Genomic DNA, 16,612 nt, shown 5'->3' with positions numbered 1-16,612 from the left:
AAATCATCTTCTTTCTAGTTTTTGCAAAGTATCGCGAAGTTGCTCTTGAGTAAGCTCTAGCGGGCCATTATTATCAATAAGTACGTCTGCTCTATTTCGTTTTTCTTGAAGAGATAGCTGAGCAGCTATGCGTTTTTCAGCCTCTTTCTGACTAAGAGCATTTCGAGTCATAAGGCGACTGAGCTGAGTTTCCTCCGTCACATCCACCAGCCAGATTTGGTCAAACCAGGACTCATAACCCTGCTCAAACAAGAGGGGAAGATCCATGAAAAAGATATCTTCCGTCTCTGCTAGTAGGTCACGCCTGTGAGCCAGTTCCTCACGGATAATCTGATTTTGTATTTGACTGGACTGGGCCAAAAGTTCGGGATTCCCAAAAATCATAGCTCCCAGCTTGGGTCGATTCAAGCGCCCATCTTCTTGTAAGATAGCTGGACCAAAAGCGGATAAAAGAGCTTGATAAAGCCGTCCCCCAGGCTCCTGTAACTCATGAACCACCTGATCCGCATCAATGACTTGGTAGCCCTGCCGCCTCAAAAACTCTGTCACTGTTGACTTACCAGAGGCAATGCCGCCAGTGATACCAATAATTCTTGCCATGGTAGCTACCTCGCTTTCTGACAGTGAGGACAGAGATGAGTACCGCGTCCACTCAGCTTAATTTTTTCAATCGGGCTGCCACATCTAGCACAGGGTTGTCCAGTCTTCCCATAGACCTGCAAAAAATCCTGCATGGTGCCATCTTCACCCAAAGCATTGCGATAGGTCCGAATGGTCGATCCCCTCTTTTCAATTCCAAGCTGCAAAACTTCTATAATCTGCTCACGCAGCCGCTTGACTTCAGCAGGCTTTAGACTAGCTGCTGGTCTTGCCGGATGAATCCGCGCCCGCCAAAGAGCCTCATCTACATAGATATTGCCCAGACCGACGACCAAGGTTTGCTCCAGCAAATAGGGTTTGATGGGCTTCTTAGAACGACTCAAAGCTGCTGCAAAAGGCGGCAAAAGAAAGTCCGCCTCTGTCGGCTCAGGACCAAGCTTTCTGGCAGCAAAATAAGCCTCCAGCTGATCCTTTCTCAACAGCTCCATGGTCCCAAACTTGCGGACATCCTCATAAACAAGCGTCCCACCATCTGTCATCTCGAAAAAGACATGGGCATGCTTGCGCTCAGGCACCGCATCAGGATAAAAAAGATACTTGCCTTCCATTCGTAGATGGGAAATCAGCACTCCACCCGTCAGATAAAAAAGCAAATACTTGCCCCGACGGCCAATCTTTTCAATGGTCTGGCCTGGCAAGTCGTGGATAAAGCTGTCCACTCCCGTGCCAATCATCTTGGCATAACGGACCTGCACCTGCTCAATTGTCTTGCCAACAACCAAACGCTCCAACCCCCGCCGAACCGTTTCCACTTCAGGTAATTCAGGCATAAAGCTCCTTTCTATCTCCTATTATTAGTCAGAAATATACTCTAAAATATCATTAGGCTGATAATCCAGCGTTTCACAGATGGCCAGCAAGGTTGCAAAGCGAATACCTTTAGCCTTACCTGTTTTTAGAATAGACAAATTTGCTTGTGTAATTTTTGTTATTCCTAATAGAATTTTTAATCACCACTCTTTTTAAAACTTTGGTAAACATCATCAATAAAAATCTTTGCAATACGCTTTTTGAAATCTTCATTACTCAATAGCACTCCAAAGAAATCTTGATTTTGGGTGTAACCATCAGTTAAAGCTTTATCAATTTCATCCTCAAATGAAAATTCGAAATCTTCGCGAGAGTTTACTAAAGCTGATTGCTTCAATTTAGGATTCTTCTTCATCAATTCCCTAATTGAGACTGCCCCGCTAACAGCAATTTGATCATCAATATCTAAATCAAGCTGCTCATTAATTTCTTCAATGATTTCAGACAATTTTTTCTCTTGTTCTACAGAAACATTTGATAAATTCGGCTTATTTAGTGTCACCGAATAATTTCCCTCTAACTCTGCCACAGTGTAAAAACCGGTTTGTTTGTGTTTCATATAATCTACAACAATCTTATCAGCAATAGTGAAATCATTCCCTCCCAATCGGACATCAATCATTTTCACAAGACCTTGCAGATAATTGTATCGTTCATGAAGCAATTCATTTTGATAAGCTGTAGCCTGAATCAAGAAGGTATACATCCGTAAAAATCCACGAATAACTTTACGGATATTTACTTGTTCTTTTTCATCAAAACGCTGCACTCGTGCATACCCGTTTGACAGTAGAGCGAGCATCTTTTGTTTATCGCGGCTGGAACGTTTCTCTTGATATAAGAATTGATTGTAGGCATGGACATCATCATTATCTACTATTCCATAACTTTCAATTTTAGCATCTAAATCAAATACATCGCTCGGAGTAATCGTTTCAGTCAAAATTGTTTCTCGGTAGTAGGGAGCAAAAGCTCTATTGATATCCTCATAGGTATTTTTAAAATCAAGAATAAAAGTCTTTTTGTGATAGCCTTTTACAATACGATTCAAACGAGATAAAGTCTGTACTGCTGCTACATCACGCAACTTTTTATCTACATACATAGCCAATAATTTAGGCTGGTCAAAGCCCGTTTGATATTTATTTGCAACGATTAGCACTTGATAATCATCAGTATCAAACTTACTTTTGAGCTTATCTTCACTAAAGCCATTCATAGAAGATTCGCTAAATTCAGCTCCATCAAGGCTCAACCTTCCTGAAAAAGCGACGGCCGCTCCGATACTAGTAATATGATGCTCTTTTAAATATTTCTTAAAAGCTTGTTGGTATTTGACAGCTGCCTCACGTCCTGAAGTTACAATCATTGCCTTTCCATGTCCACCTAAATCAGCCATGATGTCATGAGTAATAAAATGGTCCATGATAATTTCGACCTTTTGATGAATATTTTCATCAGATAGCTCCACAAATTTAGCAATTTTCCGCTTTGCCACTGTCGTTTTGAGTTCAGGATCCTCTTCGACCGCCTTATTTAGCTTGTAGTATGTTTTATAAGTGGTGTAGTTATTGAGAACATCTAAAATAAAACCTTCCTCAATAGCCTGCTTCATACTGTACAAGTCAAAAGGAACCTTTGAACCATCTGGTCTAGTAGAGCCAAATAACTGCAATGTAGTAGCTTTAGGTGTCGCTGTAAATGCAATAATAGAAATATTGTCTTGTTTCCCTGTACGGGCAATTTCCTGTTCAATCGCATCGCCGACTGACACTTCTTGTGGCTCATCCATTGTCCCGTTCTCTATATCCGTTTCAGTCAATACCTGACTGACTGCACTCATATAGGAGCCAGTCGTAGAACTATGCGCCTCATCAATCAAAATGGCAAATTTCTTTTCTGCTGTTACACTCACAGACATCCAGTTTGATTTATTTATTTGTGCAAACTTATGGATAGTGGTCGCAACAATTTTTGTATTCCCAGCAAGTGCATCTGCTAAGTCGCTAGAAGTAGCCTTATCATCCATAACCTTAATCACACCAGGCTGATGCTCAATAGAACGAATAGCATCTTGAAGTTGACGGTCAACAACGATACGGTCAGTAACAACCAAAACGGTATCAACGATATTTTGATTTTCTTCATCATGAAGACTAACTAAGCTGTGTGCCAACCAAGCAATCGTATTTGTTTTACCCGACCCCGCAGAATGCTGAATCAGATAGTTTCTATCGGTATGGTTGACTCGCATATCTTCTAAAATACGATTAACTGCTCGTCTCTGCTGATAACGCGGAAAAATGATATCCTTTTTATCAGGCGTTAAAAAGATAAAACGTTCAATCAACTGTAGGATACTTTCTTTCTTCAGCAAATCTCGCCATAGATATTCTGTTTCTGGCCCCTGATTATTCTGGGGATTCCCTGCTCCTTGGTCAATCCCTTCACCCTTTCCTTTATTAAAAGGCAAGAAGTAGGTATCTGATCCCTTAAGCTGAGTTGTCATATAGACTTCCATCCAGTCAACCGCAAAACTAACTAATACTCCTGCATTAAATCGGAAAAGACGATTTTTAACATCACGTCCTTTTAACTGCTTAATGGCATCCTGGACAGACTGGCCACTTGAATTTAGTTTCAACTCAATAGCAAACAAGGCTAAGCCATTAAGAAAGATGACTAAGTCAATACGTTCTTGGTCCTTATAGACCACTTCTTCCATTACTGTCAAGCGATTTAAATTATACTGATGACTAGCCTTTTCATTAAAGTCTGTTGCTGGTCTGCGGTACATAAGGCGAAGTTTTTTATTCTCAATATACACTCCATCTTTTAAGGCAAATAGAAGACCACCTTTGATAATTTCTTGATTAATCAAATTGAGAATAGTCTCTCTATCAAAACGCTTCAAGAGTTTTTCGACAGTTTCTTCTTGAGTTGACATCAGAAATTCCCATAAAATATCTATATCCATAGCCAACCTTTGACTATAAGCAGACTGAGCACGCTGAATATAGCCATTATACTGAATGAGATCTTTTAAAATCCATTGCTGAAAATCATAACGCTCAGTAATATCTAAATTTGCCATCTACTCTCCTTATCCTTTATCAGCAAGAGATAGAATCTCCAAATACATATCCAATCTTTCATTGATATATTTGGCAAATAAACCCTCCATTGTCGATAAACTTCCTTTTGAATGAAAGTCGTCAAATGCTTGGTAATAAGCCAATCTATCCATAAATTTTATATCAATCGGAGGATAGCCCGCCTTCATCAGCTCTAAATTCACCAAGAGCCTACCTGTTCGGCCATTGCCGTCAATAAAGGGATGGATACTCTCAAAGGCAATATGAAATTGAGCTAGTTTGGTCACCATATTTTCCTGACTTGCAGCATAATCCACTAGGAGCTTCTCCATCAATGGAGCAATCATGTAAGGCTGAGCCGGTTCATTAGCTGCTCCCATGATGCGCACTGGGACTCTGCGATAAATACCTCGGTCATTTTTTTTATCCGCTAATACTAGATAATGAATATCCTTTATCATCTGTTCCGACAAAGGCTGGTTCTCCTCAACAAGCCTTTGAACATACTGAAAAGCCTCCTGATGACCGATTGCCTCCATATGATCTTTTAAAGGCTTTTGGTCAATAGTCAATCCACGCAGGACCAAATCTGTCTCACGCAAGGTCAGAGTATTGCCCTCAATGGCATTTGAGTTATAAGTATATTCGACTGTGAACTCTTCATTCAGCCGCTCCAGCTCTCCATCCGTCAAAGGGCGAAGTTTTGACAGCTGCATCATCTTTTCATCAATCAAGGGCAAGAGACTCTCGACTTTTTTATAACGGCCATCTGCTGGCTTTCTGGCATCTGAGGGAATCCTCCACAAACGCCCTTCTTGGACAGCACCCGAAATCTTTCCCTGACTGCACAGAGACCGAACGCGACGATCAGAAATACCCCAGAGATTAGCTGCCTGCCTCACTGTCATATACATGAGCACTCCTCACTTTCTCCCTCTATTATACCATAGTTCGGAACAATACGAGGAATAACGGAACGATGTTTTCAGATTAACGGAAGGATAATAAACAGAAATAATAGGTAGGCCATACACATTAGTCTTATAAAACTCACTATTCCCAATTATGTCCCCATTACTTACAAATATCTAATTAGTCTTTCTTTTTTCCTTTTCACTATCTAAACTTAAACATAGAATCTTTCTAAAAGTTAATACTAAACTACATAGCGATAAAACGAAATACAATAAACTTCCGATAAAGATGCTCATACCCACATGTACAATATTTACTGAGTTATTTTGTTCAAGAGATATAAAAATAGAAGGAAAAATTAATAATAGTACTGATAAAATCGACAGATCAAAAAGTTGTTTCATTATTAGCAAGTCTAAATTCAGAGTTTTTAGTTTTTTGATAAATGGATTGTCCGATAAAAATGAAGTAATACTAAATGAAGCTATAAGTACACCTGATATAAAAATAAGGACATTTTGAATAGATGATAGAAAATCTGCATAATTCTGAAAAACGGACAATTTGATTGGACATATCAAAAAATACAAAGCTACTAACAAAGAAAGGAAAAAAAATATTTTTTTCTCATGTTTTCTAATTTTAGTAATCATTCAAATACTCTTCCCTTACTTTATAAGCTCTTTCAAGTTTATCATAAAAGACATTGTTATCAACTTCATCTAGATAATATTTTTCATAATAGTTTAACTTATGAGTTACTAAATCAATTATCTCTGAATCACCATAAACAGACATAGTTCGGATCTTCATATTCTGGTTATTTTTATACGAACACAATTCGTCTACAGCGCGTTTAATTCTATTTTTATTTAAACTAGCTCCCTTTATTCTCATTTCCATACTTTGTGCCGACATCTCTTTAGCAAATTCAACACCACTATTAATATCTTTTACTTGCTCTGAGAATAACGATAAATTTTCTGGAATAGCAATTGAAAAAACAACGTCATGGATATGTCGCATGTTATTTAGATTTTCAATAGCATTTTTATCCTTTATAATATTAAATTCGAATTCTCTATAATCAATACCAACCTTTAAGGCTATGAATTTTCTTAATTCTTCTATTGTAGTTTGAGATTTACCGCGTTTCTGAACTAAAATGCTATTGTTGAAATCATATAAAAATTGAGCGTCATTAGCTATTCCTTCGGTATCTTCTTTTTCTACTATATCTCTATTTTGAGTCTGAATATCATCTATCTGAATATCTTGATTCAAATCAACTTTTGCAATAGTAAATAATAAATAAGTATCCGTTTTTCGAATATCGCTACGTAAATAATAAGATAGATTTCCAATAGATTCTGTACTAAGTGGTTTCGTTGGATTAATCTCAGCAAAAAAAGCATTAATCTTTGAAACGGCATTTTCTTTAGAAACAACTTTATAAAACAGACACTTGAATTCGCGTTCTATAACCATCTACACTCTCCTTTTCCCTGTCACATAGTCATAAATAAGAGTTTGTCGTTGTTTGTTAATATTTTTAATTTGCTTGTTTTTTATTTGAATTAGTTTATTGATATTATCAAATTGGTTATCTAGATATTTTACACATCTTTGAATTGCTACATCATCAGGAATTACAACTTTAAAATCGGATATTTCACTAGAAGATATATTAGGTTGGGCTGAACCATTTGAATTCAATTGAATGTAGCTCATAAAGGAATCAGTAGATAAACAGTAATATATCCATTTGTTTATCTTAGATTCTATAATCCCTACGCGTTGATTTATAACACTATATACATTAGGTTCCTGATTAACAAATGATATTTTACCTACAGTTGCACCACTCATGGCTATTAAAATTTGACTTTTTTTAACTCTGTAAAAGTCTAACTTACTATTAAAACTAGTAAAAACATTTAATGCTGCATTAAAATCTATACCAGATGATTTAAAATCTCCAATTCTTATAACCTTGACACCAGTTTGCTCCATAGTTAAATTTTTGCTATCAAATGCATAACCATTTTTAAATTCAGTTAAATACTTAAGTGGCTTTACTCCCCACCCTTCAGGCACTTGTCCAATCCAGTCGATTCCTGAATCTTTCATAGGGACTGTTTGATCCAGTCCTTTTGTGACGATCTCATAAATCAAGCTAGCTCGGTAGTCTTTGAGTTTTTGAATTTGCTTTTCAAGTAATCTTTTTACCCTATCTAACTGAGCTATTTTCTTGTCTAGATAATCAGCAATCTTTTGTTGTTCATTTTTTTGGGGAAAGGTAAAAGTGAATTCGTCAAATACATTTTGATATAAATGTAAAATAGTGCTAGCCCCTGAATTTGTATAGTTAAACCACATCCAAAATTCATCTGATAGTAAAACATAATATAAAAATCTTCTATCAATCTCTTCTATTGTTTGAATCCGTAATACACCACTATTTAACGAAGCTTTACCATCAAGCCCTGAGATAATAGCTACTTTACCTACCGTCCCATCTTTTGTAATCAGCAAATCACCATTTTTAACCTGAATCTGTGAAGCTTCTGACCAACGTCTTTCATCAATGTGTACAGCTGTTTCAAAATTAATTGTTCCATTTTGAAAATCAGTCCCTGTAATCAAATATGGGCCTTCTTCTTTATATTCAGCTGATGTTAATCCTTGCCAACCGATTCTACCATTAAGCTGAGTCGTAAATTTAATTTTCGAAATTTTCCACTCTTCTGGTATCTGCCCAATCCAGTCAATGCCACTCTCTTTCATCCTAATCATGTTTGAGCTCCTCCAAGAGGTTTTGTAGTTCTTCTTCAAGCTCATAGAACTCTGCTAAGAGCTTATCTGCACTTTCTGGGGCTTGGTACTGGTAGAAATACCTAGTAAAAGGAATCTCAGCTCCATAGCCCTTTTCCTCATCAAACCAATAGTGGGCGTCTGGTACATGGGGATAGACCTCACGAGCAAAGTAGTCTTCAACATCCTCTGTCAGTTTGACGATTTCACTATCCTTGGTGGTCTTATCATAGACAATACCATCTGCTATCTCGCCAAACTTGTCCTTCTTGGTCGTTGTGATAATTTCTGCTGTCTTATCCATCTCGCTCATAGCAAGCGCAATAGCATTGACATTAGCTGGTGTCACCTTCACCTCAGATAATAGCTCTCTGATTAGCTGACTAAATTCCTCAAAATTAGGGTAGCTGTTATCAGTGATCCCAAGCCGGAGAGCATTTAACAACTGCTCCTGCTTGGCTTTCCCAGCTGCTAAGTCTTGTAATTTCTTCTCATCTTTGGCTGTGCGAGGCTCCATTTCAAGCAGTTCCTGATATTGGTATTCATCATAAAGCTTTGCTACAAAAGGGACACTTTTAACCTTTGCGATGGTATCTTCAGTAATTCTGCCTCGACGTTGCAGAGGCTGCATAACGATATACTCTTTATAAAGAAATTCTTTGTTATCAAATATTTTCACATGGTCGTTTTCTTCAAAGTTATGGTACCACTGGATAATCTGCCGGATATTGTCCTCAGAAAGTTCACGACGCTTTTGTCCCAGAGACTTTCTCAATGGTACAAATTCTTCGGTCGCATCGATAAACTGTACCTTATTCCGACGCTTAGGAGCTTTATTTTTATTATAGATCCAAATATAGATGCCAATTCCTGTATTGTAGAAAAACTGACCAGGGAGTGCGATGATAGCTTCTAGCAAGTCATTCTCTAAGATATAACGCCTAATCTGACTTTCTCCAGATGTTGTTCCACCTGAAAAAAGCGGAGACCCGTTAGAAATAATAGCTGCACGTCCATTCTTTTCTAGTTTAGCCAAGCCATGCAAGTGGAAAAGCAGCTGAGCATCACCTGTTGCAGGAGTATTGACAAACCGACCTTGTCTGCCATCGGTTGCCTCAAAGAGTTCTTGATCTTTTTTGACAGCCTGTTCTACACCATCATCAGCGTCCTTTCCTCCCCAAGACTGGCCAAAGGGAGGATTGGCAATGACAAAATTCATCTTTTTGTCCGCAAAGGGATCACCATCTTTAAGAGTATCTGTCTTCACAAAGTAGTCAGAGTTTTCCTGCCGAATCAGCATATCTGCCCTTCCGATACCATAAGTTTCTGAGAGATATTCCTGACCAAAGAGAAGAACATTCACTTCAGAATTCAAACGGCGAATATAACTTTTGGCTGTAGCCAGCATGCCTCCCGTACCAGCAGCCATGTCTAGAATTTTGACTATTCTCTTATCTACAAATAGCTCCTCATCTGCTTCAACGAGCAGTAAGTTGACCATCAAAGCAATGACCTCCCGAGGTGTATAGTGAGATCCTGCTTCCTCATTTTCAGAGAAACGGCGAATGATATCTTCAAACATATAGCCCATTCGCATAGAATCCACTGTACTAGGGGAAAGATCAATTTTGGAGAATTTCTTAATGACAGTGAATAGGCGTCCTGTCTGTGCCAAGGTATGGACCTGCTCCTTAAACTTAAGGTTTTCAATAATGTCCTTTACTCGTTTGGAATAACCATCTAAATAAGCGAGAAAGTTTTCTTCGATTGCATCAGGATCATTTTGCAAATTTTCAAGAGTAAAAGGGCTTGTATTATAGTATTTATAGCCTGATATATCTTCAAGAATCTGTTCCGGTGTTTTTTTGTCTTTCTTGTAGGCTGCAATCACTTGATCCTTTTTTGGCAGTAGAGCTGCTTCCAATCTAGCTAATACAAACATGGGAATAATCACATCACGATATTTATCAGCGCGATAGGCTCCTCGAAGTGTATTCGCAATAGACCAAACTGTGTTGACATCGCTAGAAATATTAACATCATTTTTCTGAAAAAGAGGAAGTTGCGATTTTAATTTTGACATATATATACTCTATTTCCAATTCTTATTTTAGTATCTTTCTGGTGGAAAAAATGTAGACCATCTCTCGTTTGTAGTAAAAAGAGATAACAAAATGTTATGCTCTCTTTCACTGCTATTTCAAACATAATTTTTCCAAGCTTGCTTAGAAAACCTTAATACTCCTTCTTATTGTACCCAAAGTCCGCCAAGTCCAGCTTCTTATCCCTCCAGTTTTTCTTGACCTTGACCCAGGTTTCTAGGAAGACCTTGTCCCCCAGCATGAGCTCAATATCGCGCCGAGCCATGGATCCGATTTTCTTCAGCATGGATCCGCCTTTACCGATGATAATGCCTTTTTGGCTGTCACGCTCCACCATGATAGTCGCTCGGATATGGACCTTGTCCGTCTCATCATCTCGCTTCATGCTGTCAATAACTACTGCGACTGAGTGCGGGATTTCCTCCCGTGTCAACATCAAAACCTTCTCTCGAATCATCTCTGACACCAGAAAGCGCTCTGGATGATCGGTAATCTGGTCTGCTGGAAAATACTGGAAGCCTTCCTCCAAATTTTCACTTAGAATGTCAACTAGATGAGATACATTATTGCCCTGCAGGGCGGAAATCGGTACGATTTCTTTGAAGTCCATCTGCTGACGGAAATCATCAATTTGCGCTAAAAGCTGATCTGGATGGACTTTATCAATCTTATTAACCACCAAAATAACTGGCACCTTAGCCGCTTTCAGACGTTCGATAATCATGTCATCGCCCTTGCCACGTGGCTCATCAGCCGGCACCATGAAGAGGACAGTATCCACCTCACGCAAGGTGCTATAAGCTGCTTCTACCATGAAGTCCCCTAGAGCCGTCTTAGGTTTATGAATTCCCGGCGTATCGATAAAGACAATTTGCTCCTTATCCGTCGTGTAAATTCCCATAATTTTATTTCGAGTGGTTTGAGCCTTATCACTCATGATGGCAATTTTTTGCCCCATTACATGATTCAAAAAGGTTGATTTCCCAACATTAGGGCGTCCCAAAATAGCTACAAAACCTGATTTAAATGTCATTATTTCACCTCTATTATTTTCATTAAAACAGCAGAAAATCGGCAGTCTCCCCCGATTTTCAAATCTTTAAAAAATCCAGTCCCAAATTTTAGGAACAAAAATGATCAAACCTGTGATAACTGCAAAACCAGAAATCACTAAAACAGCTCCAGCCGCCATGTCTTTAGCATTCTTAGCCAACATAGAAAAGTGATAGTCACTGGCCAAGTCTACTACATTTTCAATGGCTGAATTGACAATCTCAAATGAGACAACCAAAAAAATACTCAATAGCAAAAATAGCCATTCTATGGCAGAAACTCGAAAAATCAAGCCTGCAATCACTACAAGAACAGCAGAAAAAGCATGCTTCTGCATATTTCGTTCTTCTTTAATGGCAGTAAAAATCCCTGTTAAGGCAAATTCCAGACTCGAGACGACATCTCGATTTTTCCATTTGCGTTTATTATTCCCTTGTGAGTCCATAGGCCGTCAAAATCTCTTCCTGTAAACCAAACATTTCTGCTTCTTCTTCCGGCGTGTAGTGATCATAGCCGTTGATATGCAGAAAACCATGCACTGCTAAAAATCCCATTTCCCTCTCAAAGCTGTGGCCATATTCTTCCGCCTGCTCACGCGCCTTGTCAACCGAAATGAATAGCTCGCCGATATAGGCGTCAAAATCTTCCAGCATCTCAGCTAGCTCAGGATGATCCAGCAAATCCTCCTCGTCAACAGCAATGTCCAGCTCAGGCTTGTACTCCAAGCTAATCACATCCGTTGGTCGGTCCGTATCTCGATATTCCAAGTTGAGTTCATGACTACGCTCATTAGTTACAAAAGTCACAGCCATTTCTTTCTTTTCCTTGCCCGTCTTTTGAGCAGCAAATTCCAAAATGTCTTGGGTCTGTTTGATGATTTCTTCTGAAACCTGACCCGTTTCATCAACTATTTCTATATACATATCGCACCTACTTTACTTGTATCACCTTTATTATATCATAATCGAGGCTAGATAATAGCTAGGAATTTTCTTTTTTCAAAATAGCAGAGCAGATTCGTCAAACTCTCATTGCAAAAACAAAAGAAGCTATTTTTATTTTTCCCCTACCAAAAACTTTTCCTTTTACTAGCTGCTTTCGTTGACAAAAAGAAAAGGCTGGGAAGACCCAACCTTGTTCTACAAGATGCTAATTGCCGGGATCGAACCGGCGACCTCATCCTTACCATGGATGCGCTCTGCCAACTGAGCTAAATCAGCGTACCTATCTACTATACCATGCAGATAGGTGCTTGTCAATACTTGCCGACTCATTTATCCGCAAAATATTGCTCTTTGGTCAGGCCATAGTAGACTCGCGTCACTAGACGGCCTTTTTCATGTTTGTCCAAGCTTGCATAAGGTTCCTCATGAGAAAAAATCATTCCAGATTTTTGCATCACACGGCCTGAAGCTAGATTAGCCTTATCATGTAAAGCTACAAGTTTATTCATTCCAATTTCTTCAAAAGCTAATTTTATCACTGCACAATTAGCCTCTGTCGTGTAGCCTTGGTTCCAGTGTCTTTTATTAAGAACATAGCCAATAGCAGCTGTCTTTAAATCTAGGTTTATTTTGTGGAGATCGATGGTTCCAATAAACTGACCACTAGATTTTACTTCTATTCCCCAACGTCCCAAAGGGTTAGCCAGGTAAAATAGAGCAATATTATTACGAGTCTCTTCTAGGCTTTTGTTTGTCTCAAAAGTATAACGGGTATTCTCCTCATCTGATGCATATTCAAACATTGCTGATGCATCATCTAAAGTTACCGGACGCAAAACTAATCTATCTGTCTCCAGCCTAGTGTGTCTAGATAGTTTAACATAAATATTTTCCATTATCATCCTCCTTTTTGTTTTTAAGCATATCATAAGTGATCAATCAAAGCAAGACGTCATTTTCTCCTTGCAATTTGTGCCTCTTTTATATAAAATGATTACATTAAATTAGAATAATGAGAATAAGATGATTTAAGGTATATTCTTAAATCAAAGTCTTTGTTCACATGTATTTAGATAAGGAGAAATACAATGTTAATCGGTATTCCAAAAGAAATCAAAAATAATGAAAATCGTGTAGCTTTGACACCTGCTGGTGTTCACAGTTTAGTTGGTAAAGGCCATGAAGTTCTGATTGAGACGAATGCAGGACTTGGTTCTGGCTTTGCGGATGCAGACTACGAAAAACAAGGTGCAAAAATCGTCCCTACTGCTGCAGAAGCTTGGGCGACTGAACTTGTAGTAAAAGTTAAAGAGCCTTTAGAAGCTGAATATGGCTATCTTCGTGATGACCTCTTGCTCTTTACCTACCTGCACATGGCTGCCGCTCCTGAGCTAGCTGATGCTATGACGAGTGCCAAGACGACTGGTCTAGCCTATGAAACCGTACGCGATCAAGATGGACAATTGCCACTCTTGGTACCAATGAGTGAGGTCGCTGGACGAATGGCTGTCCAAATCGGAGCCCACTTCTTAACTAAACAAGAAGGAGGATCTGGTGTCTTATTAGGTGGTGTACCAGGTGTTCCTAAGGGGAAAGTAACCATCATCGGTGGTGGTGTCGTAGGAACGCATGCCGCACGTATCGCTCTTGGACTGGGTGCTCAGGTAACTATTCTGGATATCAGCGCTAAGCGTCTGTCTGTCCTAGAAGACGTCTTTGGCCATCAAATCCAGACACTCATGTCTAATCCTTTCAATATCGAAGCTAGTGTTCGAGAGGCAGATGTCGTGATCGGCGCTGTCCTCATTCCGGGTGCTAAAGCTCCAAAATTGGTGACAGATGATATGGTTAAGCAGATGCGTCCAGGATCTGTCATTGTAGACGTAGCTGTTGACCAAGGCGGTGTCATTGAAACAGCAGACCGTGTAACGACTCACACCGAGCCTGTCTATGAAAAACACGGAGTCCTCCACTATGCAGTTGCAAATATCCCTGGTGCTGTAGCCCGCACATCTACTATTGCATTGACCAATGTTACCCTTCCTTACATCGAAGCCTTAGCAGAAAAAGGATTCAGAAAAGCTATTGCAGATGATGAGGGATTACGCCAAGGTGTTACAACCTACCAAGGTCACATTACTAGTCAGCCTGTTGCAGAAGGCTTAAATAAGGACTACACTTCGATTGATGAACTCGTTTAGTTAATTTACTTAATTCATATCCCCACTTAAGTAGTAGCAGAATTATTCAAAATACCAAATCAGAACCACTTGTTTAGCGAGTGGTTCTTTTGTTATTTTCCTTACAAAAAGAAATAGACTAAAAGTCACATAAAAAAGAGAGAGAACAAGTTCGTTCTCTCTCGATATGATAAAGAATCAATATTTAGATTCCTTATTCAGCTGAAAATTCTAAGCTTTACCTTTCTTACGAACTACGTAACCAACTAGGCCTGCGAAAGCAAAACCAATCATTGAAAGAAGAACGGTAGAAGTTTCACCTGTATTTGGCAAAAGATTCTTATTTTTAGTAGATGATTCACCAATACTTGGTAAAACATTCTTGTTTTTAATAGAAGATTCACCAGCGCCTGGTAAAACATTCTTATTTTTAGTCGTAGCTTCTTCTGATTTAGTATTATTTCCGGAACCTTTATGTGGTGCTAAAGCTGGGGTGAATTCCCATGTGCCGACGAAGTGTGCATCTGCTCCATTGATAGTTTCAGATGTCTTATCGTATGATTTAAAGCTCCAAGTGCCTTCTGCTGTCTTAACCTCTGTTTGACTTGGTTGAGTTGGAGTGACTTGAGTGCCATCTTTCAGATCTGTTTGATCTGCCGGAAGCAGGGATTTTACTTCTTGTGGAAGTTCTTTTCCTGGAGTTCCACTAACAAACTCGTGAACCGCTTTATGAGTCACTGTTGGAGCTGGGCTTGCTGTAAATTCCCATGTTCCAACAAACTTAACATCTGAACCGTTGACAGTCTCTGATGTCTTGTCATAGGACTTGAAGCTCCATGTACCTTCTGCTGTCTTAACCTCTGTTTGACTTGGTTGAGTTGGAGTGACTTGAGTGCCATCTTTCAGATCTGTTTGATCTGCCGGAAGCAGGGATTTTACTTCTTGTGGAAGTTCTTTACCTGGGGTTCCACTAACAAACTCATGAACTGCTTTATGAGTCACTGTTGGAGCTGGGCTCGCTGTAAATTCCCATGTTCCAACAAACTTAACATCTGAACCATTGACAGTCTCTGAAGTCTTGTCATAGGACTTGAAGCTCCATGTACCTTCTGCTGTCTTAACCTCTGTTTGACTTGGTTGAGTTGGAGTGACTTGAGTGCCATCTTTCAGATCTGTTTGATCTGCTGGAAGCAGGGATTTTACTTCTTGTGGAAGTTCTTTACCTGGAGTTCCACTGACAAACTCGTGAACTGCTTTATGAGTCACTGTTGGAGCTGGGTTTGCTGTAAATTCCCATGTCCCTACAAACTTAACATCTGAACCGTTGATAGTCTCTGAAGTCTTGTCATAGGACTTGAAGCTCCATGTACCTTCTGCTGTCTTAACCTCTGTTTGACTTGGTTGACTCGGAGTCGCTTGACTACCGTCTTTCAAGTCTGTTTGGTCTGCTGGAAGCTGGGCTTTCACTTCTTGTGGAAGTTCTTTACCTGGGGTTCCACTCACAAACTCGTGAGTCGCCTTATAAGTTGGCGCTGGGGTGAATTCCCAAGTGCCTACGAAGTGTGCGTCCGCTCCATTAATGGTTTCAGAAGTCTTGTCGTATGACTTAAAGTTCCACGTACCTTCTGCTGTCTTAACTTCCGTTTTACTTGGTTGACTCGGAGTCGCTTGACTACCGTCTTTCAGGTCTGTTTGATCTGCCGGAAGCAGGGATTTTACTTCTTGTGGAAGTTCTTTACCTGGGGTTCCACTCACAAACTCATGAACTGCTTTATGAGTCACTGTTGGAGCTGGGCTCGCTGTAAATTCCCATGTTCCAACAAACTTAACATCTGAACCATTGACAGTCTCTGAAGTCTTGTCATAGGACTTGAAGCTCCAAGTACCTTCTGATGTCTTCACTTCTGTTTTACTTGGTTGCGTTGGAGTCGCTTGACTACCATCTTTCAGATCTGTTTGGTCTGCTGGAAGCAAGTCTTTCACTTCTTGTGGAAGTTCTTTACCTGGAGTTCCACTGACAAACTCATGAGTAGCTTTAT

Annotated in this window: 14 protein-coding genes and 1 tRNA gene; 1 reads left to right on the top strand and 14 read right to left on the bottom strand. The window is 39.4% G+C overall.

The features are described 5' to 3' along the window. Window positions 1-3: 3 nt before the first annotated feature. The 13 genes from coaE to PCY06_RS06015 all read right to left on the bottom strand — a co-directional run bounded on the left by coaE (window position 4) and on the right by PCY06_RS06015 (window position 13,289). The gene (coaE, locus tag PCY06_RS06075) at window positions 4-600 is read right to left on the bottom strand and encodes a dephospho-CoA kinase (RefSeq protein ID WP_082307091.1); all 597 of its coding nucleotides are present in this window, start codon (window positions 598-600) and stop codon (window positions 4-6) included. A gap of 5 nt (window positions 601-605) precedes the next feature. Beyond that, window positions 606-1,430, bottom strand: coding sequence for a DNA-formamidopyrimidine glycosylase (gene mutM / locus PCY06_RS06070; protein WP_082307092.1), 825 nt, complete (start codon window positions 1,428-1,430; stop codon window positions 606-608). 24 nt (window positions 1,431-1,454) lie between these two features. After that, window positions 1,455-1,604, bottom strand: a complete 150-nt coding sequence (locus PCY06_RS06065; RefSeq protein ID WP_082307093.1) for a helix-turn-helix transcriptional regulator — start codon at window positions 1,602-1,604, stop codon at window positions 1,455-1,457. Between the two features lie 2 nt (window positions 1,605-1,606). Continuing rightward, entirely contained in the window at window positions 1,607-4,564 is a 2,958-nt protein-coding gene (locus tag PCY06_RS06060) for a type I restriction endonuclease subunit R (protein WP_082307094.1), read from the bottom strand. Between the two features lie 9 nt (window positions 4,565-4,573). Then, entirely contained in the window at window positions 4,574-5,479 is a 906-nt protein-coding gene (locus PCY06_RS06055; RefSeq protein WP_082307095.1) for a DNA-binding protein, read from the bottom strand. A gap of 643 nt (window positions 5,480-6,122) precedes the next feature. Next, window positions 6,123-6,968, bottom strand: coding sequence for a DUF6731 family protein (locus PCY06_RS06050; RefSeq protein WP_082307097.1), 846 nt, complete (start codon window positions 6,966-6,968; stop codon window positions 6,123-6,125). Then, window positions 6,969-8,276: a restriction endonuclease subunit S gene (locus PCY06_RS06045; protein ID WP_185774531.1), complete on the bottom strand. Its 1,308-nt coding sequence runs from the start codon at window positions 8,274-8,276 to the stop codon at window positions 6,969-6,971. After that, window positions 8,269-10,377 (bottom strand): class I SAM-dependent DNA methyltransferase, encoded by a 2,109-nt coding sequence (locus PCY06_RS06040; RefSeq protein ID WP_082307099.1) that lies wholly within the window; start codon window positions 10,375-10,377, stop codon window positions 8,269-8,271. Before PCY06_RS06040 ends, PCY06_RS06045 begins: the two co-directional genes overlap by 8 nt. 152 nt (window positions 10,378-10,529) lie before the next feature. After that, entirely contained in the window at window positions 10,530-11,429 is a 900-nt protein-coding gene (gene era / locus PCY06_RS06035; protein WP_008809069.1) for a GTPase Era, read from the bottom strand. 66 nt (window positions 11,430-11,495) lie between these two features. After that, on the bottom strand, window positions 11,496-11,894 hold the full coding sequence (gene dagK / locus PCY06_RS06030) for a diacylglycerol kinase (protein WP_008809070.1): 399 nt from the start codon (window positions 11,892-11,894) through the stop codon (window positions 11,496-11,498). Beyond that, the gene (gene ybeY / locus PCY06_RS06025) at window positions 11,875-12,372 is read right to left on the bottom strand and encodes an rRNA maturation RNase YbeY (RefSeq protein WP_061601714.1); all 498 of its coding nucleotides are present in this window, start codon (window positions 12,370-12,372) and stop codon (window positions 11,875-11,877) included. Before ybeY ends, dagK begins: the two co-directional genes overlap by 20 nt. Window positions 12,373-12,596: 224 nt before the next feature. After that, window positions 12,597-12,669, bottom strand: a tRNA-Thr gene (locus tag PCY06_RS06020). Window positions 12,670-12,719: 50 nt separating this feature from the next. Beyond that, on the bottom strand, window positions 12,720-13,289 hold the full coding sequence (locus PCY06_RS06015) for a GNAT family N-acetyltransferase (RefSeq protein WP_082307100.1): 570 nt from the start codon (window positions 13,287-13,289) through the stop codon (window positions 12,720-12,722). A gap of 192 nt (window positions 13,290-13,481) precedes the next feature. Here PCY06_RS06015 and ald point away from each other — a divergent pair, with 192 nt between their 5' ends. Further along, window positions 13,482-14,594 carry an alanine dehydrogenase gene (gene ald / locus PCY06_RS06010; protein ID WP_061601712.1) on the top strand — a complete coding sequence of 371 codons (1,113 nt, stop codon included), beginning with the start codon at window positions 13,482-13,484 and terminating at the stop codon, window positions 14,592-14,594. Between the two features lie 210 nt (window positions 14,595-14,804). Here ald and PCY06_RS06005 read toward each other — a convergent pair. Next, window positions 14,805-16,612 (bottom strand): SHIRT domain-containing protein (locus PCY06_RS06005; RefSeq protein ID WP_301389591.1); only part of this gene is annotated, 1,808 nt, incomplete at its 5' end.

This window comes from Streptococcus sp. SG1 (assembly GCF_030439935.1).
In the GTDB taxonomy this organism is placed as follows: domain Bacteria; phylum Bacillota; class Bacilli; order Lactobacillales; family Streptococcaceae; genus Streptococcus; species Streptococcus gordonii.
The sequence above is the reverse complement of the archived record's forward strand: the minus strand, read 5'-3'. Positions and strand labels throughout refer to the sequence as shown.